General features: G+C 52.9%; 27 protein-coding genes. 16 read left to right on the forward strand and 11 right to left on the reverse strand.

Annotated features, from left to right (window positions below; translation table 11 throughout):
• Positions 1-7: 7 nt before the first annotated feature.
• The 3 genes from Hfont_RS01645 to Hfont_RS01655 are packed head-to-tail and all read right to left on the reverse strand — an operon-like array spanning position 8 to position 1882.
• On the reverse strand, positions 8-604 hold the full coding sequence (locus Hfont_RS01645) for an IMPACT family protein (RefSeq protein ID WP_112990506.1): 597 nt from the start codon (positions 602-604) through the stop codon (positions 8-10).
• A gap of 49 nt (positions 605-653) precedes the next feature.
• Entirely contained in the window at positions 654-1295 is a 642-nt protein-coding gene (locus Hfont_RS01650) for an NrsF family protein (protein WP_112990507.1), read from the reverse strand.
• Entirely contained in the window at positions 1292-1882 is a 591-nt protein-coding gene (locus tag Hfont_RS01655; RefSeq protein WP_112990508.1) for a sigma-70 family RNA polymerase sigma factor, read from the reverse strand. The genes Hfont_RS01650 and Hfont_RS01655 overlap by 4 nt, the downstream gene beginning before the upstream one ends.
• Before the next feature lie 272 nt (positions 1883-2154).
• Between Hfont_RS01655 and Hfont_RS01660 the strand changes: the two genes are divergently transcribed.
• From Hfont_RS01660 to Hfont_RS01670, 3 genes are all read left to right on the forward strand, one after another.
• Positions 2155-2754, forward strand: coding sequence for a cytochrome b/b6 domain-containing protein (locus Hfont_RS01660; protein ID WP_112990509.1), 600 nt, complete (start codon positions 2155-2157; stop codon positions 2752-2754).
• A gap of 31 nt (positions 2755-2785) precedes the next feature.
• Positions 2786-3559 (forward strand): molybdopterin-dependent oxidoreductase, encoded by a 774-nt coding sequence (locus tag Hfont_RS01665; protein WP_112990510.1) that lies wholly within the window; start codon positions 2786-2788, stop codon positions 3557-3559.
• Between the two features lie 85 nt (positions 3560-3644).
• A complete protein-coding gene (locus Hfont_RS01670; protein ID WP_112990511.1) occupies positions 3645-3923 on the forward strand; it encodes a pentapeptide MXKDX repeat protein in 279 nt (92 codons plus the stop codon).
• Positions 3924-4014: 91 nt separating this feature from the next.
• Here Hfont_RS01670 and ettA read toward each other — a convergent pair whose 3' ends face one another.
• On the reverse strand, positions 4015-5682 hold the full coding sequence (ettA, locus tag Hfont_RS01675; protein ID WP_112990512.1) for an energy-dependent translational throttle protein EttA: 1668 nt from the start codon (positions 5680-5682) through the stop codon (positions 4015-4017).
• A 219-nt stretch (positions 5683-5901) separates the two neighbouring features.
• On the opposite strand from ettA, the gene Hfont_RS01680 reads away from it, so the two are divergent.
• A complete protein-coding gene (locus Hfont_RS01680) occupies positions 5902-7779 on the forward strand; it encodes a potassium transporter Kup (protein ID WP_112990513.1) in 1878 nt (625 codons plus the stop codon).
• Between the two features lie 72 nt (positions 7780-7851).
• Here the strand turns inward: Hfont_RS01680 and rarD are convergent, their stop codons facing one another.
• Together rarD and Hfont_RS01690 are read right to left on the reverse strand one after the other, a co-directional pair.
• Positions 7852-8736 (reverse strand): EamA family transporter RarD, encoded by an 885-nt coding sequence (rarD, locus tag Hfont_RS01685; protein WP_112990514.1) that lies wholly within the window; start codon positions 8734-8736, stop codon positions 7852-7854.
• Between the two features lie 185 nt (positions 8737-8921).
• Positions 8922-9983: a GGDEF domain-containing protein gene (locus Hfont_RS01690; RefSeq protein WP_112990515.1), complete on the reverse strand. Its 1062-nt coding sequence runs from the start codon at positions 9981-9983 to the stop codon at positions 8922-8924.
• A 517-nt stretch (positions 9984-10500) separates the two neighbouring features.
• Between Hfont_RS01690 and Hfont_RS01695 the strand changes: the two genes are divergently transcribed.
• The gene (locus Hfont_RS01695; protein ID WP_112990516.1) at positions 10501-10905 is read left to right on the forward strand and encodes a hypothetical protein; all 405 of its coding nucleotides are present in this window, start codon (positions 10501-10503) and stop codon (positions 10903-10905) included.
• A gap of 85 nt (positions 10906-10990) precedes the next feature.
• The gene (locus Hfont_RS01700) at positions 10991-11197 is read left to right on the forward strand and encodes a heavy-metal-associated domain-containing protein (protein WP_112990517.1); all 207 of its coding nucleotides are present in this window, start codon (positions 10991-10993) and stop codon (positions 11195-11197) included.
• Positions 11198-11274: 77 nt separating this feature from the next.
• On the opposite strand, the gene cueR is transcribed toward Hfont_RS01700, so the two are convergent.
• Both cueR and Hfont_RS01710 read right to left on the reverse strand, forming a co-directional pair.
• Positions 11275-11697, reverse strand: a complete 423-nt coding sequence (cueR, locus tag Hfont_RS01705; RefSeq protein ID WP_112990518.1) for a Cu(I)-responsive transcriptional regulator — start codon at positions 11695-11697, stop codon at positions 11275-11277.
• Positions 11698-11776: 79 nt separating this feature from the next.
• The gene (locus Hfont_RS01710) at positions 11777-12112 is read right to left on the reverse strand and encodes a CzcE family metal-binding protein (protein WP_112990519.1); all 336 of its coding nucleotides are present in this window, start codon (positions 12110-12112) and stop codon (positions 11777-11779) included.
• A 236-nt stretch (positions 12113-12348) separates the two neighbouring features.
• Here Hfont_RS01710 and Hfont_RS01715 point away from each other — a divergent pair, with 236 nt between their 5' ends.
• The 5 genes from Hfont_RS01715 (at position 12349) to Hfont_RS01735 (ending at position 17936) form a co-directional block, all read left to right on the forward strand.
• A complete protein-coding gene (locus tag Hfont_RS01715) occupies positions 12349-13935 on the forward strand; it encodes an ABC transporter substrate-binding protein (protein ID WP_112990520.1) in 1587 nt (528 codons plus the stop codon).
• Between the two features lie 75 nt (positions 13936-14010).
• Positions 14011-14988: an ABC transporter permease gene (locus Hfont_RS01720; RefSeq protein ID WP_112990521.1), complete on the forward strand. Its 978-nt coding sequence runs from the start codon at positions 14011-14013 to the stop codon at positions 14986-14988.
• A complete protein-coding gene (locus Hfont_RS01725) occupies positions 14988-15917 on the forward strand; it encodes an ABC transporter permease (RefSeq protein ID WP_112990522.1) in 930 nt (309 codons plus the stop codon). The genes Hfont_RS01720 and Hfont_RS01725 overlap by 1 nt, the downstream gene beginning before the upstream one ends.
• Before the next feature lie 2 nt (positions 15918-15919).
• Positions 15920-16924 (forward strand): ABC transporter ATP-binding protein, encoded by a 1005-nt coding sequence (locus tag Hfont_RS01730; protein WP_112991648.1) that lies wholly within the window; start codon positions 15920-15922, stop codon positions 16922-16924.
• The gene (locus tag Hfont_RS01735; RefSeq protein ID WP_112990523.1) at positions 16917-17936 is read left to right on the forward strand and encodes an ABC transporter ATP-binding protein; all 1020 of its coding nucleotides are present in this window, start codon (positions 16917-16919) and stop codon (positions 17934-17936) included. Before Hfont_RS01730 ends, Hfont_RS01735 begins: the two co-directional genes overlap by 8 nt.
• On the opposite strand, the gene Hfont_RS01740 is transcribed toward Hfont_RS01735, so the two are convergent.
• Positions 17933-19180: a DUF418 domain-containing protein gene (locus Hfont_RS01740; protein WP_112990524.1), complete on the reverse strand. Its 1248-nt coding sequence runs from the start codon at positions 19178-19180 to the stop codon at positions 17933-17935. The two genes, Hfont_RS01735 and Hfont_RS01740, sit on opposite strands and share 4 nt — an antisense overlap.
• Before the next feature lie 106 nt (positions 19181-19286).
• A complete protein-coding gene (locus tag Hfont_RS01745) occupies positions 19287-20174 on the reverse strand; it encodes a YihY/virulence factor BrkB family protein (RefSeq protein WP_112990525.1) in 888 nt (295 codons plus the stop codon).
• Positions 20175-20327: 153 nt separating this feature from the next.
• Between Hfont_RS01745 and Hfont_RS01750 the strand changes: the two genes are divergently transcribed.
• The 5 genes from Hfont_RS01750 to Hfont_RS15290 all read left to right on the forward strand — a co-directional run bounded on the left by Hfont_RS01750 (position 20328) and on the right by Hfont_RS15290 (position 22377).
• The gene (locus tag Hfont_RS01750; protein WP_112991649.1) at positions 20328-20654 is read left to right on the forward strand and encodes a hypothetical protein; all 327 of its coding nucleotides are present in this window, start codon (positions 20328-20330) and stop codon (positions 20652-20654) included.
• A 176-nt stretch (positions 20655-20830) separates the two neighbouring features.
• Positions 20831-21088, forward strand: a complete 258-nt coding sequence (locus tag Hfont_RS01755; RefSeq protein ID WP_112990526.1) for a hypothetical protein — start codon at positions 20831-20833, stop codon at positions 21086-21088.
• Positions 21067-21321: a hypothetical protein gene (locus Hfont_RS01760; protein WP_112990527.1), complete on the forward strand. Its 255-nt coding sequence runs from the start codon at positions 21067-21069 to the stop codon at positions 21319-21321. Before Hfont_RS01755 ends, Hfont_RS01760 begins: the two co-directional genes overlap by 22 nt.
• A gap of 2 nt (positions 21322-21323) precedes the next feature.
• Positions 21324-21908, forward strand: coding sequence for an ABC transporter substrate-binding protein (locus Hfont_RS15285; RefSeq protein ID WP_421800973.1), 585 nt, complete (start codon positions 21324-21326; stop codon positions 21906-21908).
• The gene (locus Hfont_RS15290) at positions 21811-22377 is read left to right on the forward strand and encodes a type 2 periplasmic-binding domain-containing protein (protein ID WP_421800986.1); all 567 of its coding nucleotides are present in this window, start codon (positions 21811-21813) and stop codon (positions 22375-22377) included. The genes Hfont_RS15285 and Hfont_RS15290 overlap by 98 nt, the downstream gene beginning before the upstream one ends.
• Positions 22378-22493: 116 nt before the next feature.
• On the opposite strand, the gene Hfont_RS01770 is transcribed toward Hfont_RS15290, so the two are convergent.
• Positions 22494-23543, reverse strand: coding sequence for an NADP(H)-dependent aldo-keto reductase (locus Hfont_RS01770; protein WP_112990528.1), 1050 nt, complete (start codon positions 23541-23543; stop codon positions 22494-22496).
• Positions 23544-23804 lie beyond the last annotated feature (261 nt).

The following is a 23804-nucleotide window of genomic DNA, read 5'->3' on the forward strand; positions in this document are numbered from 1 at the left end:
TAGAACGCTAATTCGCTGGCTGATCGCTGCGATCAGCCAGCGCACCGCGCAACAAATCAAACGCCTGCCTTGTAAACGCATCTGCCTGACTGCATTTCATTTTCAACAGCAGCGTCACGGCATCGTCGTATTGCGCATCCAGCACGCTGACTTCGTATTGTTCGCACAATCGACGCAATGTCGACTCATCGGCAAACTGCAGTACAAAGCGTCGCTCGCACATCGCTTCCACCGGCACCAGTTCCGCTGTTTTGATCGTCTCTGAAATGGCTTGTCCATACGCACGGGTCAAGCCGCCAGCACCCAGTTTCGTCCCGCCCCAGTAACGCACGACTACCGCCAGCACATTGAAGACATCCTTGTGTACCAGTACGTTATACATGGGGCGCGCCGCCGTGCCGGATGGCTCGCCATCATCGTCCAGGCCGGAGTCACCATCGCATATCAGTACCCAGCAAAAATGCACAGCGTTCGGATGCTGCGCGCGCAACTGCGACAAAATCGCACGCGCCTCGGCACGTGTCGTCAGCGGATACAACAAGCCTATGAAGCGGCTCTTCTTGATCTCGATTTCAGTGGTGGCAGGTGCTGCGAGTTGATACATGTGTGCAGATACGTGAAGAAAGAAAATTATTCTGAAGCTACAGTCTTCTTTACCAGCGCAATACGCGCGGTCCGATCAGTGCACCTATGCCAGTCGGGATCAGGATGCCGATCAGATACCAGAAACCTATGAAGGGCGCGTCGATTTCCGGGCAGTGGAATGAATATACCAAAGTCGCTGCTGCGCCAGCGGCAAAGCCGGCACCAGCGCCAGCGAGGCGCAAGCGTGTAGGTGCCAGCTCGCGCATCACTTTCAGGACGGCGGCAAAAATCGGCAGCGACAGGATTGCGATCAGCCATGAACAATAGTGCCAGGTGTCGCCCCAGAACAGTGGGGCGCGTTCTTCCGGTGCAGCGTTCATTAATGAGGTCGCAGCTACCAACCATATCAATACGATAGGTGCTGCGATCAGCGCTGGCAACATCGCAGTACGCAGCCCTGGTGTCGAAAGACGAGTGACGGCAATCCACCCTGTGGCCGCAAGTGCAAGGACAAATGCCATCTTGATCCAGAACGCCGGCAACATCGCGAGCTCCGTCATATTCGGACGCAAACCTAAAGTCGTCATCATGATGGCTATGCTCGCCAGCACGCCTAAGGCAATAAGCAGCGCGAAGCGACGTACCGGTATCTTCGGTGCGGCAACGTCCGGCCCGCTGGCCAGCATATTGATCAAGTCATCTGTTTTCATGATTCATCTCTTAATTTTGCTGCCAGTGTTTTCAAGCCGCGATGTACCGCGACCTTGACTGAGGCCTCGGATATTTTCAAGGCTAGCGCTGTTTCGCGCACCGACCAGCCATCTACCTTGGTATGCATGATGGCGGCGCGTTGCTGTTCTGGCAGCAGTTCCAGTAATGTCGCCAGGTCACGTTGTGCTTCGTTTGCGTCAGCATCAGCCGTAGAAAACAATTCATTTTCATCGTCTAGGGGACCGTTGTGCATCTCGCGTCTGGCGTGTCTGCGCAGCCAATCGATCAGTTTGTACTTCGCTATCGCATACAACCAGGCGGTCAACGGTGCGCTAGGGTCATACGTCATGCGCTGGTTATGAATCGCCAGCAGCGACTCTTGCAGCAAGTCTTCCACTTCATCCGGCCAGCGGCTCAGACGACGGCGCAGGAAGGCGCGCAAATGCGTGGCGCTGGCCTGCAAAAAATCGCGATATGCGGCTTCATCGCCAGCCAGCCCTTGCACCAGCAAGGCATGCAGGCGCAACTCAATCAATTCATTGCGCGCATTGCCATTCGGCTCATCTCTATTGGGTATTCGTTGCATCTATGCCTTAGGTGACACGGTTTGCAAAATAAATTTCTGTGGCTTTGAAATTATTTTCACTTTTCTTGTAACCAAATTCCATCTGCTTGCGAATTATCTTGTACCTCACTTAATGAAACCCATCGCAACATGAAATCACTTGCATACACAAAGCTGTTCTCAGTCGCGCCGCCATCGTATGCCCTTAATGCCTGGCAAGTCAAAAGTGGTTGTCCCGGCGCTGGCCGAACTTTACACCAGCAAGAGCGTGCGATTCAAAAACGGGGGATGTGATGCATACCGGTAAAAATCTCATTATTCATCCGGGCTGGCTGCGCGTCACTCATTGGATTAATGCATTCGCCGTGCTGTTACTGGTGAGCAGCGGCTGGCGTATTTACAACGCGTCGCCTTTCTTCCCGTTTTCGATTCCATCGAATCTGACCCTGGGTGGCTGGCTGGGCGGGGCCTTGCAATGGCACTTCTTTGCGATGTGGTTGCTGTTGATTAATGGCATCGTTTATTTGCTGATCAATGTTCTCTCCGGCCGCTTGCATCGGCAGTTTTTTCCGATTTCTCCCAAAGCATTCTTGCTGGATATGGCGGCTGCACTGAAAGGCAAGCTGGCGCACGCCGATCCACGCAAGTACAACACGGTGCAACGCGTCGCCTACCTGTTTGTCATGTTCGACATTGTGTTGATCGTGTTGTCGGGGCTGGTGTTGTGGAAGTCGGTGCAGTTTCCGCTATTGCGTGAATTGATGGGTGGTTATGAAGCGGCGCGGCGCGTACATTTTTTTGCGATGGCAGCCCTCGTTGGTTTCGTCGCTGTGCATCTGGTGATGGTTGCTTTGGTGCCGCGCACCTTGCTCGCGATGATACGTGGCCGATGAAAAAGTTGAAGCAGCGTAAAGGACAGCAAACATGATCAAGAAAAAAATTGCCATGCCGGGCGATAGCGTCGCGATATTGAACGATGCAATACGCAATATCAGTCAGCCATCGCGTCGTATCTTTCTGCAACGCAGCCTGACATTGGGCGGCCTGTCCTTGCTGACGGGCTGTTCGGTTAGCGACAACAGCAGCATTGAGGCAGCGTTGATGAAAGTGTCAAAGTTGAACGACAAGGCGCAAGCGTTGTTGTTTGATCCGAATCGTCTGGCACCGACTTATCCGGATTCGATGATCACGCGACCTTTCCCTTTCAATGCGTTTTATGGCGAAGACGAAGTGCAGGAAGTTGATGGCAATGCGTGGCGACTTGAGTTGAGTGGTCTGGTAATGGATAAAAAACCGTGGTCCCTGGCGCAACTGCGCAATCTGCCGCAGACCGATCAAGTCACACGCCATATTTGCGTCGAAGGCTGGAGCGCAATCGGCAAGTGGGGCGGTGTGCCGTTTTCGCATTTCCTCAAACGCATAGGCGCGGATTTGAGCGCGAAGTATGTCGGCTTCAAATGCGCCGATGACTATTACACCAGCATAGACATGGCGACCGCTTTACATCCGCAAACGCTGATGGCGCTGACGTATGACGGTGAAGAATTGCCGCCCAAGTATGGCTACCCGATGAAGTTGCGCATGCCGACCAAGCTAGGCTACAAGAATCCGAAACATATACAAGCGATGTTCGTCACAAATACCTACCCCGGCGGTTATTGGGAAGACCAGGGGTACAACTGGTTCGGCGGCAGCTGACCACTATGCAGCGCAGTTGCCCTGAAGTTTCAAGGAGTAGTCATTCCCCGCAGTTCTTTTTTAATTTAATCAAAGGAAATACATCATGAAAACAATCACTACCGCAATTCTCTCCGCTTGCCTGTTGATGTCCGGTGCGGCTTTCGCCCAAGACGCAATGAAGAAAGACGGCATGGCAAACGACAGCATGTCCAAGGATGCAATGAAGAAGGATCACATGGGCAAGGATGGCATGAAAAAAGATGGAATGAAAAAAGACAGCATGTCGAAAGATGCGATGAAAAAAGATCACATGGCAAAAGACGGCATGAAGAAGGACAGCATGGGAAAAGATGCCATGTCTAAAGATGAAATGAAGAAATAATGATGAAAAAAGCCTGCATCAATTTTCTATCGATGCAGGCTTTGCGATTCTTCAAGTGGATGCGATGTAACGGCTATCGTGTATCGATGGCTTAGGTCGTCAAAGGCTTATAGCGGATACGCTTAGGCTTCGCACCTTCTTCACCCAGACGCTTGCGTTTGTCTGCTTCATATTCCTGATAGTTACCATCGAAGAAGGACACTTGCGAATTGCCTTCGAAGGCGAGGATGTGCGTCGCGATACGATCGAGGAACCAGCGATCATGTGAAATCACCATAACGCTGCCGGCGAATTCCAGCAAAGCATCTTCCAGCGCGCGCAGGGTTTCCACGTCGAGATCGTTGGACGGTTCATCGAGCAGCAAGACGTTGCCGCCCTTCAATAGGGTTTTCGCCAGATGCAGACGACCGCGTTCACCGCCGGACAGGTTGCCCACGATCTTTTGCTGGTCGCCACCCTTGAAGTTGAAGCGACCGAGATAGGCACGTGACGGCATTTCGAAACGACCCACGCTCAGAATATCGGCGCCGCCGGAGACATCGTCGAATACGGTTTTGCTGTTGGCGAGATCGTCGCGTGACTGATCGACCAGCGAAACTTTTGCCGTTTGTCCGATGACGACTTCGCCGCTGTCCGGCTTGTCGAGGCCGGCGATCATTTTGAATAGCGTTGATTTACCGGCACCGTTAGGGCCGATGATGCCGACGATCGCGCCAGGTGGCACGGTGAATGACAGGTTGTCGATCAACAGGCGATCACCGAATGCTTTAGATACATTCTTGAATTCAATGACTTCGTTGCCCAGACGCTCGGCGACAGGGATGAAGATTTCCTGCGTTTCGTTGCGCTTCTGGTATTCGTGTTCCGACAATTCGTTGAAGCGTGCCAGACGCGCTTTCGATTTGGCCTGACGCGCCTTCGGATTTTGACGCGACCATTCCAGTTCTTTCTGTAATGCTTTTTGGCGTGCAGATTCTGTCGATTCTTCCTGCTTCAAACGTGCCTGTTTCTGATCCAGCCACGATGAGTAATTGCCTTTCCACGGAATGCCGCTACCGCGATCGAGCTCAAGTATCCACTCGGCTGCGTTGTCGAGGAAGTAGCGATCATGGGTGATGCCGACCACAGTGCCCGGGAAGCGCAGCAGAAATTGCTCCAGCCATTCAACCGATTCTGCATCCAGATGGTTGGTAGGTTCATCGAGCAACAACATGTCGGGTTTGGACAGCAGCAGTTTGCACAATGCGACGCGGCGCTTTTCACCGCCAGACAGCACGGCGATCTTGGCGTCCCATGGTGGCAGGCGCAGTGCATCGGCAGCCATTTCCAGTTGCTGTTCAGGATTGTCACCTGCAGCAGTCGAGATGATCGCTTCCAGTCGGCCTTGTTCTGCGGCGAGCGCATCGAAGTCTGCATCTTCTTCGGCATAGGCAGCATAGACCGCTTCTAGTAGTGCTTTCGCTTCGAATACTTCGCCGAGGCCGGATTCGACTTCCTGACGTACGGTTTTTTCCGGATCGAGTTGCGGTTCTTGCGGCAGGTAACCGATGTTCAAGCCCGGCATCGGGCGCGCTTCGCCCTGGATGTCGGTATCGAGGCCGGCCATGATTTTCAGCAAGGTCGATTTACCGGAGCCATTGGTGCCCAGTACGCCGATTTTTGCGCCAGGGAAGAAGGACAGTGAAATGTCTTTCAGGATCTGACGTTTAGGGGGAACGATTTTCCCCACGCGATTCATTGTGTAGACGTAATTTGCCATGTTTATTTTCAATAAGGAGTTGCTTGCGGAAAGTGGCTGCAAGGATAACCGATATCGCAAGGACTGCGATTACAGACCGAATATTTTCCGGTTTGTAAATACGGGCGAACATGATTCAACGCCAACGCAACACCGGGGATGCAAGCGCTTCGTTTTTCTTGCATTATGGAGGTCATTATCCTATTGTGCGATGCACAATCCCCTCTAAGAGAGCACTCTTTGTCTTCACCAGATAAAAAAAGCAGCCTCGCTGCATTGACGCTGGGCGCCGTCGGCATCGTCTATGGCGACATCGGTACCAGCCCTTTATATACGATGAAAGAAGTGTTCTCTGAAGAACACGGCCTTGCGCTAACACCTGAAAATCTGCTCGGCGTTGTCTCGCTGATCGTCTGGGGCTTGATCATCATCGTTTCACTTAAATACGTCACGCTGGTGTTGCGCGCAAACAATCGCGGCGAAGGCGGCATCATGGCGCTGATGGCGCTGGCGCTTTCTTCTGTGACCAAACATTCGCGCTGGTATTTTCCGCTGATGGTTATGGGCTTGTTCGGCGCGACGCTGTTCTATGGCGATAGTGTGATTACGCCGGCGATTTCTGTGTTGTCCGCCGTCGAAGGTTTGAGCGTGGCGACTTCCGCCTTCGATCCGTATGTCGTGCCATTGACGGTTGCCGTGCTGGTTGCCTTGTATTCATTGCAGGCAAGAGGCACCGCCGGCATCGGAAAATGGTTTGGTCCCATCATGGTGATGTGGTTTGGTGCACTGGCGACAATGGGTGTGATCAATATCGTTGAAGCACCGGAAATTCTCGCCGCGTTGAATCCCTGGTATGCGCTGCATTTCCTGGAAGGGAACAAGCTGCTCGCGTTTATTTCACTAGGCGCGGTCGTGTTGGCGTTCACCGGCGCGGAAGCGTTGTATGCAGACATGGGTCACTTCGGCGCGAAGCCGATACGCATGGCGTGGTTCATGGTGGCCTTTCCGGCGCTGGCTTTGAATTATCTGGGTCAAGGCGCTTTGTTGTTATTGAATCCATCCGCAGTCAGCAATCCTTTCTATCAACAGCTGGGCCCGTGGAGCGTATATCCCTTGGTCGTGCTGGCAACGATGGCAGCGATCATTGCATCGCAAGCGACGATCTCGGGCACCTTCTCGATGACCAAGCAGGCGATTGCGCTGGGTTTCCTGCCGCGCATGAAAATCGAATTCACATCGGCCAGCCAGATCGGCCAGATTTACATTCCGGCTGTGAACTGGTTGCAAATGGTTGTCGTGTTGATGGCGGTGATCGGCTTCGGTTCTTCATCCGATCTCGCTGCGGCTTACGGTATCGCGGTGACGGCGACGATGCTGGTGACGACTATCCTGACCTTCTTCGTGATTCGTTATCGCTGGCATTACAACCTGATCCTTTGTTTTGCCGCTACCGGATTTTTCCTGGTGATCGACGTCGCTTATTTCTCGGCGAATATGTTGAAGCTGTTTCACGGTGGCTGGTTCCCGCTGTTGCTGGGTTCCTTCCTGTTCACGATGATGCTGACCTGGAAGCGTGGCCGCGAACTGGTGTTCGAGAATCTGCAAAAGCATGCGATTCCACTGGAAGATTTTTTGGCCTCGCTGTTTATTTCGCCGCCGGTGCGTGTCCCGGGTACTGCGATTTTCCTGCGTGGTGAATCGGACGGCGTGCCGCATGCGATGTTGCATAATCTGTCGCACAACAAGGTACTGCACGAACGCGTGGTGTTCCTGACTGTGTTGATGCAGGAAGTACCGTATGTGCCGGAAGAAGATCAGGTCCGTATCGAGGTGCTGGGCAACGAGTGTTATCAGATGAATGTGACGTACGGCTTCAAGAATGTGCCGGATATTCCTTTGGCACTTGAGCTGGCGAAAGATCAGGGACTGGAATTCGAGATGATGGAAACCTCGTTCTTCATCGCGCGCCAGACAGTTGTAGCCAATCCGGTACGCGGCATGGCTTTGTGGCGCGAACATATTTTCGTCGCGATGTCACGCCATGCACGCGGTGCAGCCGACTATTATCAAATCCCATCGAACCGCGTGATCGAACTTGGTACCAAGGTTGAGATTTAAGCGCGCAGTCTTGGCTGGCTGGAAATCGATGTAATAAAAAAGGACGGCGATGCCGTCCTTTTTTATTTAATTTTATGATGATTTCTTCGGGCGGCCGTAAGTGAACCACAGCCCGTCTACAGTGTAGAAAATCAGCGCAAGCCAGATCGCCGCAAAGCCGATCAGGCGCGCGCCGCCGAATGGCTCGTGATACAACCAGATGCCGGCCAGCAGTTGCAGCGAAGGCGTGATGTACTGCATCAAGCCCATCGTGGAAAGCGGCACCAGGCGTGCAGCCGCCGCGAACATCAGCAGCGGTATTGCAGTAATCGGGCCGGATGCAATCATCAGCCACTTGGTCGTCGCCGATGCGTCGACGAATCCGTGCGCGCCCTGCGATATCATGAATATCAGGGAAATCACCGCCAACGGAAACAGCAACATGGTCTCCAGCGACAAGCCTTCCAGCGTCCCCAGTGATGCGGTTTTGCGCAGCAGGCCATACAGGCCGAAGGTAATGCCTATCAACAGGCTGATCCACGGCGGATGACCGCTTTGCCACGTCAGCCACAGCACGCCAAGTGCTGCGATACCAACCGCCATCCACTGCAATATGCGCAGTCGCTCTTTCAAAATGACAGAACCCAGCAACACATTGACTAGCGGCGTCATGAAGTAACCCAGGCTTGCATCGACTACGCGATCCTGATTGACGGCCCAGATGTACAGAAACCAGTTGCTCGACAACAGCAGCGCACTCGCCGTGAAGCCGGCCAATACTTTTGGTTGTTTCAAGACCGGCCCCAGCCATGCCCATTGCTTGCGTAGGCTCAGCACAATCGCGAGAAACGCCAAGGCCCACACCATCCGATACATCAGGACTTCCATCGGTGGAATTTCCTGCAGCGACTTGAAGTAAATCGGGAACATGCCCCAGATCACGTAAGCGCAGAGGGCGTAAAGAATGCCGGGATTCATGGCGGGGTCGCTGGTAGAAAATGACGGAGGCGCTGCAATTATGGCAATGAGTTGCTGCGGCGAAGAATACAAGCCTCGGATTATCCCAGCAATTGCACAGGCTTGCTGACGGGCTACGGTGGTGTTGGAATGCTATGAAAATATCGCGCTGGCTCGGGGATCGTGAAGCCGGCCGGGACAACAATTTAGTTCTCGGCTGGCTCGTCGAAGAAAAACTCAATCGAGTCGGATTTTCTGTCGGCATGCAGGTGGCCTTGATCAAGCAGCGCTTCGTATTGGCACACTTGATTGCGGCCATGATCCTTGGCGTAATACAAGGCTTGATCGGCATGGCCGAGAATGACGACGGGTGTTTCTTGCGAGATGCTGGCAAAACCGACACTGACCGTGATTTGGCCCACTTGCGGAAATGCGTGCTGCTCGATATTTTCGCGGAAGCGCTCGAATACCATTTGCGCATCAGCCAATGTGGCCGAACGCAGCAACACCACAAATTCTTCGCCACCAAAACGAAATACGCGATCTTGCGAGCGGAACGATGAGCGCAATACATTGGCAACCAGGATCAATACTTCATCGCCGTACAAATGACCGAACACATCGTTGACGCGTTTGAAATGATCGATGTCGATCACGGCCAGCCATTGCGATTTGATCTCGCTGTGATGGCGGCGTTCACCGTCGTCGCGGTGCGATGATTCCTGCGGTCTGGCGTGAACCATGCGCGCGAATTTTTCATCGAAGGTTTTGCGATTCAGCAAACCTGTCAGTGAATCGCGTTCGCTGTAATCGAGCAGACTTTGATAGTTGCGATAGACGCTGAGTATGCCTTCCATTACCTGCAGCATCTGCGGCGTGAATGAAGTCTCGTGCACGATTTCCAGACAGGTCGATACTTTGTCGTTTTGCCAGATCGGAATCCACAACGCGTGCTGGCCATCGGGCCGTACTTCTTCCAGGCGATTCTTGCGTTGTGCGATACACGCGACCAGCCCCGGATAATTCACGATCGGTTCGCCAGCTATTTCGGAAGCGGAGGTTTCTTCATCCACGGTTTGTACTTTGCCGTCGATGATCCACACGCGTGGGCGTATCAGCAGATCGCCACGCGACTGAAATAATTCCATGACGCGCGCACGATGTACGCCGATCATGTTCAGCAATGCAGTCATCACGGAGATGTCTAGCAAGTCATGATCGCGATGGCCGGTGATCTCTACCAGATGATCCAGCAGAGATCCCATCATCAAAGGTTCACTCTTGGTCACAAGATGCCCATGCCGAAACGGTGATCAGTATTAATGTGATGCATCTGTGTGAACATGAGGGCGTGACTTCAAGAAAAATTTCTATTAAGAAAAGCTAATTTCAAGAGCGTAAAAAAGGCCAACTGATTGATTTATATATTTTTTATCGCCAAATCAGAGTGAACTATTTTATCTGAATACCCTGAGGTAACATCATTAGTTGATAGCGGGTAACTATATTTTACGTTTGTCATTTTCCCCTGCTATGACGTGAATGACAGAGCTGCAACACATGATTTCAAAAATGTAACAAATATATTTCCATGTGGAAATATATTTGAGGCTAATGCATGATGCAGGATGAAATTGCTGCACAAAATTGATGTGCTTGCGGGCAATTTGGATGGCGATTTTTGGTCGTTCTTCGAATTAATTTCTTGTTTGACTATGCTGTCGCGAAGACAATAACGTGAAATTTCTTGAGCGCCGCCGGCGTTCTTTTTTTGTGGAGCAAGGCATGTTTATTCTTTTGCTGGTGGTCACCTTGTTGATTGCTATCGGCATTTCGATTGCAGTGATGCAGGCGTTTGCCAAACCCTTGAACGCGATTCTGTATCGGATTATTGCCGATGAAATCAGCGCTGCATGGCTCAAGTATCTGAAGTTTGCGATTCTGGTGGTGGGTGTTTCATCCGGTGTGCGCGTACGCGAATTCGAGAAATATATTTCGCCATCGCGTTGGGATAAGGATGCAAAGGTGGTCGAGTTCACCACGCAGCGTTGGGTGCTGGAGTTGTATCAAACCGCGATAGAAACATTGCAAGGCATCGCGTGGATGTTGCTGGTGTTCTTCATGTTTGCACTGATCGCCTATGTGATCGTGCGGATTGCTGAAACCAAAATGGGTGAGCCGAAAAAATAAGCAGGTTTATTTAGAAGTTTCCTTGACCTTCCTACAATGGGAAGCAATAGAGTGAACATGTCGGTTCACTATAAGGAGGGCAGTCATGTATGAATTGCAGGTTGAAGAAATGAGTTGTGGCCATTGCGCCAGCACAGTGACGAAATCGGTACAGGCAGTCGATGCGCAAGCCAGGGTGGAAGTTGATCTTGCGCTGCGCAAAGTGCGGGTGCAGTCCACAGCGGAATTGGACAAGATTGCCGCTGCGATTGTGGCGGCCGGTTATCCGGTAGTTGCAAGCACGACGGTTTAATTCGCAGTCGTAAATAAAAAAGCGAGCGGTGATGAGCCGGCTCGCTTTTTTATTGTCCGTCTTGTTGGTGCAAATTCTTACTGGTGGCAGGCATCACGTTCCGCGCCGTCATTTTCTTGCGCCAAGCCGCGCAAGATAGGGCAATCGGCGCGTGCATCGCCTGAGCAGGATTGCGCCAGATCCTGCAGCGTATCGCGCATTTCGCTTAATTCAGTGATGCGTTTTTCCAGATCGGCGACATGCATCAATGCAATCGCCTTGACATCAGCACTGGCGCGATGCGAGTCATTCCACAGCGAAAGCAGATCACGGATCTGATCCAGCGAAAACCCCAGCGATCGCCCGCGCTTGATAAAACGCAAGGTATGCAGATCGCTGCCGTTATAAGTGCGATAGCCGGCATCGGTACGCGTACTTTGTTTGATCAAATTGATGGATTCGTAGTGACGAATCATCTTTGCGGAAATGCCGGAGGCGCTGGCGGCTTGACCGATGTTCATGATGTTCCTTTTCTAATTGCCGACTTTGTAGGGCTGCTGTTTTGCTATTGCCTTATTGCTGGCGGTACAAATGCTGACCTTAATCAACGCCACGATAGCGTGGGTCAGGCGAGATGTAAGCAATGATGGAGCGCTGCAATAAGCCGGGCGGCGCTACAAGTTTCAGGTCAAAGGAGGATACGGTGAAGCCAACATAAAAGTCCCAAGCGAACGATTTGTCGCCGACTATGAAATTAATGATTTCACCGCCTTCTACATTGACCCATTTGGTTTCAGGAGTAATCACAATGGTGCGCGTTGCTGCGGTTGACGGGGCTGCGTTACCGAGCAGGTCTATGCGTGTGGACTGCGATGATGCCGGCATGCTGAATGCCATCAGCGCAGTAAAAACAAGAATAAGTGATCGGATCAGCATGGTTATCTCCATTCGTAACGACAATACATACTTAGAGAACGCGAACCGGCGCCGGTTCCTCTCTTCAGCCGCTTATTATCTACCTATGATTCCAGGTCTGCTTGTTGATATAAGTTTTTGAACTATCCATAGCCGAAATGGATTATTTACATTCATAGTCGAGATGACTAACATCGCTTTGTAATGTCGGTCGCGCATACGACCAGTCTCACCACCAGTTTTCCTGAAAGCACATCATGTTCGGTTTCAAACGAAAAAATTTATCTACGCTGGCATTAGTCGGCGTGCTTGCATGTTCGGCGACTCTGGTCACGCATTCCGCGCTGGCTGCCGATCTGAAAATCGGCTTGTCCGCCGATGTGTCTTCGCTGGATCCGCATTATCTGAATATCGCGCCGAATGTCGCTTTCTCTTCGCACATCTTCGATGCGTTGGTGAACGTGGATGCAAACGGCAAGCTGGTGCCTGGTCTCGCAACTTCGTGGCGCGCAGTGGATGCGACGACCTGGGAGTTCAAGTTGCGGCGCGGCGTGAAATTTCACGATGGTTCTGACTTCACTGCGGATGATGTGATCTTTTCGCTGGATAGACCGGCCAAGCTGACGAATAGCCCTGGCCCATTTACTGCGTACACCAAGCAGATCGTCGCCAAGAAAATTGTGGACCCTTATACCGTGCGTCTGACGACCGCCGCACCTTACGGACCACTGACGCTGGACATGAGCGCGGTATTCATCGTGTCGAAAAAAGTCGCAGAGAAGGCCAGCACCGATGACTTCAATAGCGGCAAAGCATTGATAGGAACCGGCCCGTATAAATTCACCAGCTTCAAACGCGGTGATCGCATTGAAGTCGCCCGCAACGAACACTACTGGGGCGGCAAGTCGGATTGGGACAAAGTCACTTTCCGCATCATTACCAATTCCGCACCACGTCTGGCCGCATTATTGTCGGGCGACGTCGATGCGATTGAAGGTGTGCCTACTGCCGATTTATCACGCCTGAAGAACAATGCCAAATTCAGCTTTGCGCAAAAAATATCCTGGCGCACGATATTCTGGGAGCTGGATCAATCCGCCGGCCCTTCACGTTATGTGACCGACAAGGCCGGCAAACCGCTGCCTAAGAATCCACTCGCCGATGTGCGCGTGCGCCAGGCAATTTCGAAAGCCATCAATCGCCAGGCTTTGGTTGAGCGCACGATGGAAGGCTTGGCAGTGCCGGCATCAAACATCGTTTCGCCCGGTGTATTCGGCTATAACGATGCGCTGAAAGTGGAAGCCTACGATCCTGAAGGCGCCAAGAAATTGCTGGCGCAAGCCGGCTATCCCAACGGTTTTGCACTGACGATACATGGCCCGAACGATCGCTATATCAATGACGAACAAGTAGTGCAAACGGTTGCACAATTCCTGAATCGCATAGGCATACAAACCAAGGTGGAAACCTTGCCGCTGTCTGTTTATTTCGCCAAGGCGCGTGCCGGTGAATTCAGTGTGTCGCTGTTGGGTTGGGGCACATTGGCCGGTGATTTTGGTTTGCGTACCCTGGTCGGTACACCGAATGCGGAAACCGGTTGGGGTTCGTGGAACTGGGGCAAGTACAGCAATCCGGCCGTGGATAAATTGATTGCCTCATCGCTGGCATCAGTTGATCAAGGCAAGCGCGAAGCATTTGCGAAGGATGCGGCTGCGCTTGCGCTGAAGGATTACGCGGTCGTGCCCTTGCATCACCAATATGCGACCTGGGCGTTGCGCAAAGGCTTGAAGTACACTGCGCGTACCGATGAATTCACTTTCGCACATCAGTTCCATCCAGAATAAATCCCGCGTGCAATTGCACCTGCAGGACTACCACGTTCGCGCGTTTAACTTTGTTGTAGCGAGCGTGGACTGATCATGCTTGATTTCATCCTGCGCCGTCTGGCCCAAAGCATCCTGGTGCTGGCCGTGATGTCCTTGCTGGTGTTTATCGGCGTGTATGCGATCGGCAATCCTATCGATATGCTGATCAGTCCGGATGCCGATCAACTGGAACGCGCCCGCACCATCGCTGCCTTCGGTCTCGATAAACCGCTGTGGCAGCAATACTTCATTTTTATTCAGCAAGCATTGAGCGGCGATCTCGGTCGCTCGTTTTCATTCGGCACGCCGGCATTGGCGCTGATCCTTGAACGACTGCCTGCAACCCTGGAACTGGCAATCTGCGCGATACTCATCGCGATAGTTCTCGGGATTCCACTCGGTTTGTGGGCCGGCTTGCGTCCGCATAGCTGGACCGGGAAAAGCATCATGGCCGTTTCCATCCTGGGTTTTTCCTTGCCGACGTTCTGGGTTGGTTTGATGCTGATCATGGTGTTCGCAGTACAGCTCGGCTGGTTGCCATCCGGCGGACGTGGTGAAACGGCATTGCTGTTTGGCGTGCCGGTCAGCTTCCTGACGCTGGATGGTTTGCAGCATCTACTTTTGCCCGCTTTCAATCTCGCCTTGTTCAACATCGCATTGGTCATCAGGCTGACGCGCGCGGGCGCACAGGAAGCGCTGCTGCAGGATTACGTCAAATTTGCGCGCGCCAAGGGTTTGTCTAACAGCCGCATCATAGGCGTGCACGTGTTGAAGAATATTTTGATTCCGATTGTCACTGTCATCGCATTGCAGTTCGGTTCCATCATCGCGTTTGCGATCGTGACGGAATCGGTGTTTGCATGGCCGGGTATGGGCAAGCTGATCATCGACTCGATACGCGTGCTGGATAGACCGGTGATCGTCGCTTACCTGATGTTGATTGTTGTCCTGTTCATCTTCATCAATCTGATCGTCGATGTCGTGTATTCCATGCTGGATCCACGCGTACGCTTGTCGGACGCGAAAGGCTGATGATGAATACGCTTATCAAATCAGCCAAAAAAACGAAGTCTGAGTTTGCGGTGGAAACACCATTCCAGCGTTTTGCGCGCAATTTTTTTTCCAGCAAAATCGCGGCCGCAGGATTTATCGCGCTGTGCCTGATCGTGTTGGCTGCGATTTTTGCGCCTGTCATCGCGCCGCAAAATCCGTATGACCTGACGCAAATCGACATCATGGATTCGCGTCTGGCTCCGGGTGGACAAAATCTCGATCACACGTTTACCTATTTACTCGGGACGGATGAACAAGGTCGCGACATGCTGTCGGCAATTTTGTATGGCGTGCGTATCTCCATCATTGTTGGTGTCGTGAGTACGGCGATTGCGCTGCTGATCGGTTTGACGCTGGGTTTGTTTGCCGGTTATTTCGGCGGTCGCATCGAAGGTTTCATCATGCGGGTGGCGGATATTCAATTATCGTTCCCGCCTATCTTGGTCGCGCTAATTTTGTTGGCACTGATGGGACCAGGCACCAGCAAAATCGTCATCGCATTGGTCGCGGTGCAGTGGGCTTACTATGCACGCACGGCGCGCAGCGCCGCACTGGTCGAACGCAAGAAAGAATACATAGAAGCTGCGAGCGGGCTCGGTCTCTCGCCATTGCGCATCGTGTTCCGCCATCTATTGCCGAATTGCCTGCCACCACTAATCGTCATCGCTGCATTGCAAGTCGCGTCGGCGATTTCTCTGGAAGCGACCTTGTCGTTTCTCGGCCTGGGTTTGCCTGTCACCGAACCATCGCTGGGCTTGCTGATCGCTAACGGTTTCGACTACATGATGTCGGGCAAATACTGGATTAGCGTTTTCCCCGGCATCGCCTTGCTGATAACGGTGGTGGCCATCAATCTGGTCGCCGATCAATTGCGCGATGTATTGAATCCGCGGCTGCAGACGCAATGACCATGACGAAAACTTCCCCAACCTTGACCGTGCAAAACCTGCAGATGCATTTCTCTGCACGTGACGGCATCGCGAAAGCGGTGGAGGACGTGTCGTTCTCGGTGGCGCCCGGCCAGATCATGGGCCTGGTCGGTGAATCAGGATCAGGCAAATCGATGACCGCGTATTCGATCATGGGCTTGATAGATCCACCTGGAAAAATCGTAGGCGGAAAAATTCTGTTGAAGGATCAGGATTTGCGCGCGCTGTCGCCGGAGGCTATGCGCCGCATACGCGGCAATCGCATCGCGATGATTTTTCAAGACCCGATGATGACGCTCAATCCAGTCTTGCGCATAGATACGCAAATGATAGAAGCCGTGCTGGCGCATCAAAAGGTCAGCAAAGGCGAAGCTCGCGAGATGGCGCGCGATGCCTTGGTACGTGTCGGCATTGCGTCGCCGGATGAACGCTTGCTGGCCTATCCGCATCAATTTTCCGGTGGCATGCGACAGCGCGTCGCAATCGCGATTGCCTTGTTGAACAAACCGGATCTGATCATTTGCGATGAACCTACGACGGCACTCGATGTGACGATACAAGGTCAGATTTTGTACGAGATGCAAAAACTGTGTAGAGAATCCGGCACCGCACTGATCTGGATTACGCACGATCTATCCGTGATCGCCGGCCTGGCCGATGCCGTCTGCGTGATGTACGCGGGCAAGGTTGTCGAAAGCGGCAGCGTGCAAGACGTGCTGGAAAAACCGCAGCATCCATATACTTACGGCTTGATCGCCTCGTCACCATCGCGCAATCTGCCGGGTCAGCCCTTGCGACAAATTGCAGGGATGACGCCATCGTTGCTGAATCTGCCATCCGGCTGCGCCTTCCGTACACGCTGCGAACGTGCAACTGCCGTCTGCGAAAATACGCCGCCAATATCAAGGGATGGTGCGCGGACACTGCGTTGTTTCCATCCTATGCAAGACGCAATGAAGTTGGTGCCCGAGGCAAATCATGACTGAGCCAGTTCAGCATCCACAGCCTTTGCTTGAATTGCGCGACGTCAGCAAGCGTTTCGCCAAGCCTCTGGATGCGGTCGCCAAAGTGGCAAACCTGTTTGGCGCAAAGAAGGCGGCAGAAGTCGTGCACGCAGTTGATCAAGTATCGCTGACGATTCATTCCGGTGAAGTCATCGGTCTGGTGGGTGAGTCCGGTTGCGGTAAATCGACGCTGGGCCGCATGGCGGTGGGTTTGCATACCTTGTCATCCGGCACGCGCTTGTGGAAAGGTACAGATCTCGCCACCGTCAGCGTTGCGCAAAGACGGCAACAGCAACTGGCGATGCAAATGATTTTTCAGGACCCGTATGCATCGCTCAATCCGCGCATGCGCATACAAGACATCGTTGGCGAAGCGCCGGTTGCGCACGGTATGATTCCACCCGCGCAGCAGAAGGAATACGTCGCGCAACTTTTGCAAAAAGTGAATCTTGATCCGGCCCTGGCGCGTCGCTTCCCGCATCAATTCTCCGGCGGGCAGCGTGCGCGTATAGGGATTGCGCGCGCCTTGGCGGTCAATCCGGAATTGCTGGTGTGCGATGAAGCAGTTGCCGCGCTCGATGTATCAATACAGGCGCAGGTACTGAATCTGTTTATCAAGTTGCGCGATGAACTGAACCTGACGTATCTATTCATCAGTCACGATCTTGGCGTCGTGCGTCACGTGTCGGATCGCGTCGTCATCATGTATCTGGGACGCATCGTCGAGTCATCGCCAACGGCAGAATTATTTGCAAGGCCAAATCACCCGTACACGATAGCGCTGCTGGCATCAGCCCCAAAACTGGAAGTGAAAAAAATAGATTTTTATGCAGTGAAGGGAGAAATTCCATCGCCCTTGCATCCGCCATCAGGTTGTCACTTTCATCCGCGCTGCCCGCATGCGATGCCGCGTTGCATTGTCGAACAACCGCTGTTGAAAGAAATCGCGCCCAGCCATTTTTCGGCTTGTCATTTGAATGACAACGTAGCCTAAAGCGGATCTCTTTTAGTCGGCTCTGCAGCACCGAATCCCTTGTTGATATAGCGACGCCACAAGATCTCAATCGGGCCTTGCGCATGCTGCGCCAGCCACCAGCGACTCAAAAATAATTGCAGCAGCATGATAGCGAATGCAATCGCCAGCCATCCTGCAGGCGTCCATCTAGCTCCCAGGCCAAAACCAAAGCCTTGTATCAAGATCGAGCACAGCAAGGATTGCATCAGGTAATGCGTCAATGCCATCTTGCCGACAGGCGCAAGCCAGTTATCCAGCCAGCCCCCTAAGCTTTCTTTCGCCAGCAAAACGGTGGCGACATAAGCTGCCGCCAGGCAAGAGCCGCCTACCGGCAACCACGCATACAGCAAAAATGAATAGATGGATGGGTGCAGCGGATCGATTGCTTCGACCACGACCATCGTCGCCCATGCGAGGTTGAATGGAATGCCTATCGCAAAACCCGTCCATTGCACCCTGCGCCAGAATTTTTTATGCCGCGCTGCCTGCGTCAGCCAGCCGAGTCGTACCGACATTGCGCCCAACAAGAACAGCACCGCGATATGCGGCAGTATGAACAGGCTTTGCATGGTCACGGTCAGATAGTCGCCTATGCGCTGTATGCCTATGCTCAACAGATTGCCTTCTGTATAAACGACGCGTCCTGCTTCGACTGCAGCGACGGTGTTGATCGCCTGTTCCTGCAAGGCAGAAGGGCTGATCATTTGCATGCCGAGTAAAAAATTTCCCAGCAATAGCGCAAAGAAAATAATGATCCAGACGCGCAAATTGCTGCGCACCTTGCGCAAGCGCGCGCCAGTCAATCCAGCCAATATAAAGAAACCGGCAATCGCATACACCGTCAAGATATCGCCAAACCAGATTGCCGTGCCGTGCACCACGCCGCAAGCCAGCAGCCATTTCAAGCGACGACGGTATAAACGCTCCGCATCACTCCAGCGTCCAAGTTTCTCCTTAAGCGAGCGCGTCACCATCACAAAGCCTGCGCCAAACAGGAAGGCAAAGATGGGATAAAACTTTTGTTCGGCGAAGAAGGCGGTGAAGGCGATAGCCAGCACATCGAAGATGGATGCCGTCGCCGGCAACACGCCATAACGCAAGCTTTCGAAACCCCAGATGAAAGACCATACATTCACCAGCAGGATGCCGAATACGGCAATCCCGCGCAGAGCGTCGATGCGGGCGGAGCGTGGGGGCTGAACCTGATTTGAAAGTGAGGTCATTGAGACTTGCTTGAAAAAGAGTTTGCCGATTCCGGCCTGGTGATCATCACGCTGAAAATAAAAAAACAGACCGCATCGTTGCACGGCCTGTTTGAAGATGAAGAAACTATTCTGTAATGGCAGTGGCCATTCCTGTCTTCATGCGTGCCAGACGTCTTTGTGAAAAAACCCAGGTAAATTCAGCGCCCAGCAAAAAAATTTGCGCCGAATAATAAATCCACGCTAGCAAGATCACCAATGAACCCGCCGCGCCGAAGCCGGATGCCATATTGCTGCCGCCCAGATACAGACCTATCAAAAATTTTCCAAATGTGAACAGCAAAGCCGTCACCGCTGCACCCACCCATACATCGCGCCACGGTATCGATGCACGCGGCATGAACTTGTAGATCATCGCGAACAAACCGGTGATGACGGCAAAAGAGACGGCGATATTCAAGATCTGCAGCACGATACCCCAGTTGCCGAGGATGTTGCCCCACCATTTGCCGAGCGCTGCCAGTGCCGCGCTCAACACCAGCGAGATCAGCAGCATGAAACCCAGTCCCATCACCATGCCGAAAGACAACAGGCGCTTGCGTGCCAGTTTCCACAGGCTGCCGCGTTTGGTTTCTGGCGGCACTTTCCAGATCCGATCCAGCGCGCTTTGCAATTCGCCGAACACCGCCGTCGCACCTATCATCAAGGTTAATGTGCCTAGCGTTGCCGCGACGATACCCTTGCCCGGTTCGCTGACAGACTTCAATAAACCTTCGATAGCCGCTGCGCCGGTATTGCCGACGAGGTCGCGCAACTGCTGGATGATTTCGCCCTGCGCTGTCGTATGCCCGAAGAAGAAGCCGGCAATCGCAATCACGATGATCAACATCGGTGCCAGCGAAAATATCGTGTAGTAGGCCAGTGCCGCACCCATGCTGGGGGCAAAATCATCCACCCAGGCCATGACCGCTTGCTTGGTGATGGCCCACGCTTCGCTTAAATGGCTTTGATTCATTACGGCGCTCGCTTTCTGTTTTTTATTAGACGTTGCTCGGCTTGCATGGTATCTGCGACGATTGTACCGATAGTGCTGCCTATGTTTCAATGCGCGTTGATTCTGTCAGCCTGCTATGCTGACCGGTCGCTTACGTTTCGCTTAAAAATCATCATGTCGCGTCGCCACCATCATCATGTCTATGTCGTCGAATTGTCGCCCGACGTCATGTATGAGCCACGCTTCAAGAAAGCCAATCCCGATTACATTCCTGGCAAACCTTGCGTCTATGTCGGCATGACCGGCCTCGATCCGGATCAGCGCTTCGACAAGCACAAGGCTGGTATTCAGAGTAATAAATACGTGGAGAAGTTCGGTTTGCGTCTGCTACCTGAGCTGTACGCAGTCTACAACCCGATGCCGTATGACGCCGCATGCGAGATGGAAGTCGAACTGGGGATAGGATTGCGCGAAGCCGGGTATGGTGTGTGGCAGGCATGAAGCCGTAATGTGATCCTGCAGATTGAGCTGCGTGCGGTCTGTCAGCTTCAAATGTTTCACCTGAAAATCCACTCATGCGGGGCAGTGTTGTTTCTGTTCGGATTTCTCAATCCCTTCCGCATGGTGACGACGCAAACCGAGTTCCTGCATCTGTTGCCGCAAATAGGGCCACACAAATGTCCGGCGCCTTCTTGCTTGGGCCTTTGCTGGCTGCTTACATGGTGGTCAAACTGGACTTCACCACGTCGTACTGGCTAATCGTTTTCACTTTCATTATCGGCGTTACGGTGGCAGGGAAAATTCTGCCGCATCGGATGGATGTTCCCGTCAACATTGCGGTTGCGCCGTCAGGCAGCGGATTCTTCAGACAGGTAATCAGACTGTTTCGCAGCGAGCCGGTGCCGGCCTTGGCATGCTGCAACTCAGCAACTTGACCGCCTTCGGCCGCATCAGTGCGGTAGAAGGGCGCGGTCGTATTGCCGGGGTGATTGCACTGGTCGGCCCGGTCGGCAGCGTGTCGGGCGCGATTGCCGGTGGCGTAGTTGCTTCCTTTTTCGGATTGCGAGCCATGTACTTCGTCATGACGACGTTATTCATCCTGCTGGGTGCCGTGACAGTCATGCGCGCTCTCAAGGTTCAACCAGACATTCCTCTTGCATTGGATTAAACATGAAACCCGCTCTTATATTGAGTGCCGTTGCATTCATGGCGTTCGCTGTCTTTCGACCGGCGTTCGCCGATAACCCGACCACCATTCGCATAGGCGTGGCGCAACCTGCCGTTGGCAATCCACCCGGCATTGCCGGCTCGACGCTGGCGATTGCACACGCCAAAGACTGGCGTGAAGAAGAATTCAAGCGCGACAATATCAAGGTGGAGTGGTTTTTCTTCAAGGGTGCCGGGCCGGCGGTGAACGAGGCACTCACCAATGATCAACTCGATTTTGCATTACAGGGCGATCTGCCATCCATCATCGGCCGTGCGGGTGGATTGAAGACCAAGGTCATACTCGCCACCAGCACGCGCGCCAACATCTATTTGGCAGTGCCTCCTGATTCGCCCATCAAAACGCCGAAGGACATTCGAGGCAAACGCGTTGCGTTTTTCAAGGGGACCTGGACAGTTGCCTATCAATCGTTTTCTCGAAGCAAACGGTTTGACCGAGAAGGATATCAAGGCCATCAATCTGGATACCGCTACTTCGCAGGCGGCATTGACGACCAAGGATGTCGAGGCTGTATTCGGCGGTTATGAATTGCTCAAGTTGCGCGACAAGGACATTGCCAGAATTGTGTACAGCAGCAAGAATGACTCGCCGATATTTACGCGGCAGACGCATGTGCTCGTGACAGAAAACTTTGAAAAAAAATATCCGGCGGCTACGCAGCGACTGGTTAATACACTGCTTCGTACGGCGAAATGGGGCGCGGATGAAGCCAATCGTGAGGAGGTGTTCAATCTGTGGGCGCACACGGGAACGCTGACGCTGGCCAACTGGAAGGAAGATTTTTCCGGTGAACCCTTGCGCATACGCTTGAGCCCCTTGTTCGATTCTTTTCTCACTGCGCGTTACAAGGATGCAGTGGATCAGGCGGTCAAATTCAAATTGACGCGCAAGCGTTTCGATGTCGATCAATGGATAGATCGCAGTTATCTGAATACGGCATTGAAGGAAATGAAGCTGGAGAATTACTGGCCGGTCACGCAAGCCGATGGAAAATAATCGTATCAGCTGGTAACGATACGGAGCGCATATATAAAACGAGTATGTGAACAGAGATCGCAGATGAATAAGAAAGGGGATGCAGATTGCCCCCTTTTTTTATTTTGTTATCGGTATCACGGTGCCGGATTTGGCTGTCGTGTATGGATTGCTTCGATTGCCTTCAATATCTCTTCGCTCAGTACAAGTTTGGTGCTGTCCAGATTGCTCTGCAATTGTGCCAGCGTGGTTGCACCTATGATGCTGCTCGTCAAAAATGAGCGGCTGTTGACAAAGGCCAGCGCGAGTTGCGCCGGATCGATGCCGTGCTGCTTCGCCAGCGCTACGTATTCCTGGGTTGCGCGTTCCACCTGCGGATTGTTGTAACGAACGAAGCGATCGAACAGCGTAATGCGGCCGTCGGCTGGGCGTGCGCCATTCAGGTATTTTCCACTCAGTACGCCGAATGCAAGAGGTGAGTAGGCCAGCAGTCCGACTTGATCACGATAGGCGAATTCCGATAACGCAATCTCGAACGTACGGTTCAGCAAATTGTATGGATTCTGGATGCTGACGATCTTCGGCAGCTTGAGTTTTTCCGAAGCGCGCAAGAATTGCGCAAGGCCCCAGGGTGTTTCATTCGAGACGCCGATGTGGCGCACCTTGCCTGCCTTGACGAAATCGGCCAGCACTTCCAGCGTTTCTTCGATGGGAACGGTTTCTTCCTTTTCGATGTGTGCATAGTTGAGGTTGCCGAAGATATTCACGGTGCGATCCGGCCAGTGCAATTGATACAGGTCGATATAGTCGGTCTGCAGGCGTTGCAGGCTCAGGTTCAGCGCTTCGGTCAGACCCTTGCGATCGAGATGGTTGATGCCATCGCGTACATGGCGCGGTTGATGTGGCAAACGTGCAGGGCCTGCGGCCTTGGTTGCAACCAATACCTTTTCGCGGTTGCCTGCCTGCTTGAGCCAGCTTCCCAGATAGCGTTCAGTCAGGCCTTGCGTTTCCGGTTTGGGCGGGACCGGATACATCTCGGCGGTATCGATCAGGTTGACGCCGTGTTCGATTGCCAGATTAATTTGTGCGTGTGCATCAGCCTCGCTGTTCTGCTGGCCCCATGTCATGGTGCCCAATGTAATTTCACTGACGTTGATGGAGGTATTGCCTAACGGACGGTACTTCATTCAGAAATTCCTTTTCAAGTGATTGCTGGCCTGCGAGTGTTATTCGGGCAAGCCGAAAATAGTAAGACTTGGAGAGCGAGGAAGGAACGAATAAATCTATACATGTTTATGTGAACAGTGCCGAGGATGTCGGACAACAAGCCTGCCGGCCTCTTGTCTGCTGGCTTTGGGGCGATCTAGAGGCTGTCACGGCCGCAATTGTCGATATGGAAAAGAGTGCTGCCATTCGATAAGCTTGCCTGTTAACGGAACCTTATTGAC

It is taken from the genome of Herminiimonas fonticola (genome assembly GCF_003293745.1).
Lineage (GTDB): Bacteria > Pseudomonadota > Gammaproteobacteria > Burkholderiales > Burkholderiaceae_D > Oxalicibacterium > Oxalicibacterium fonticola.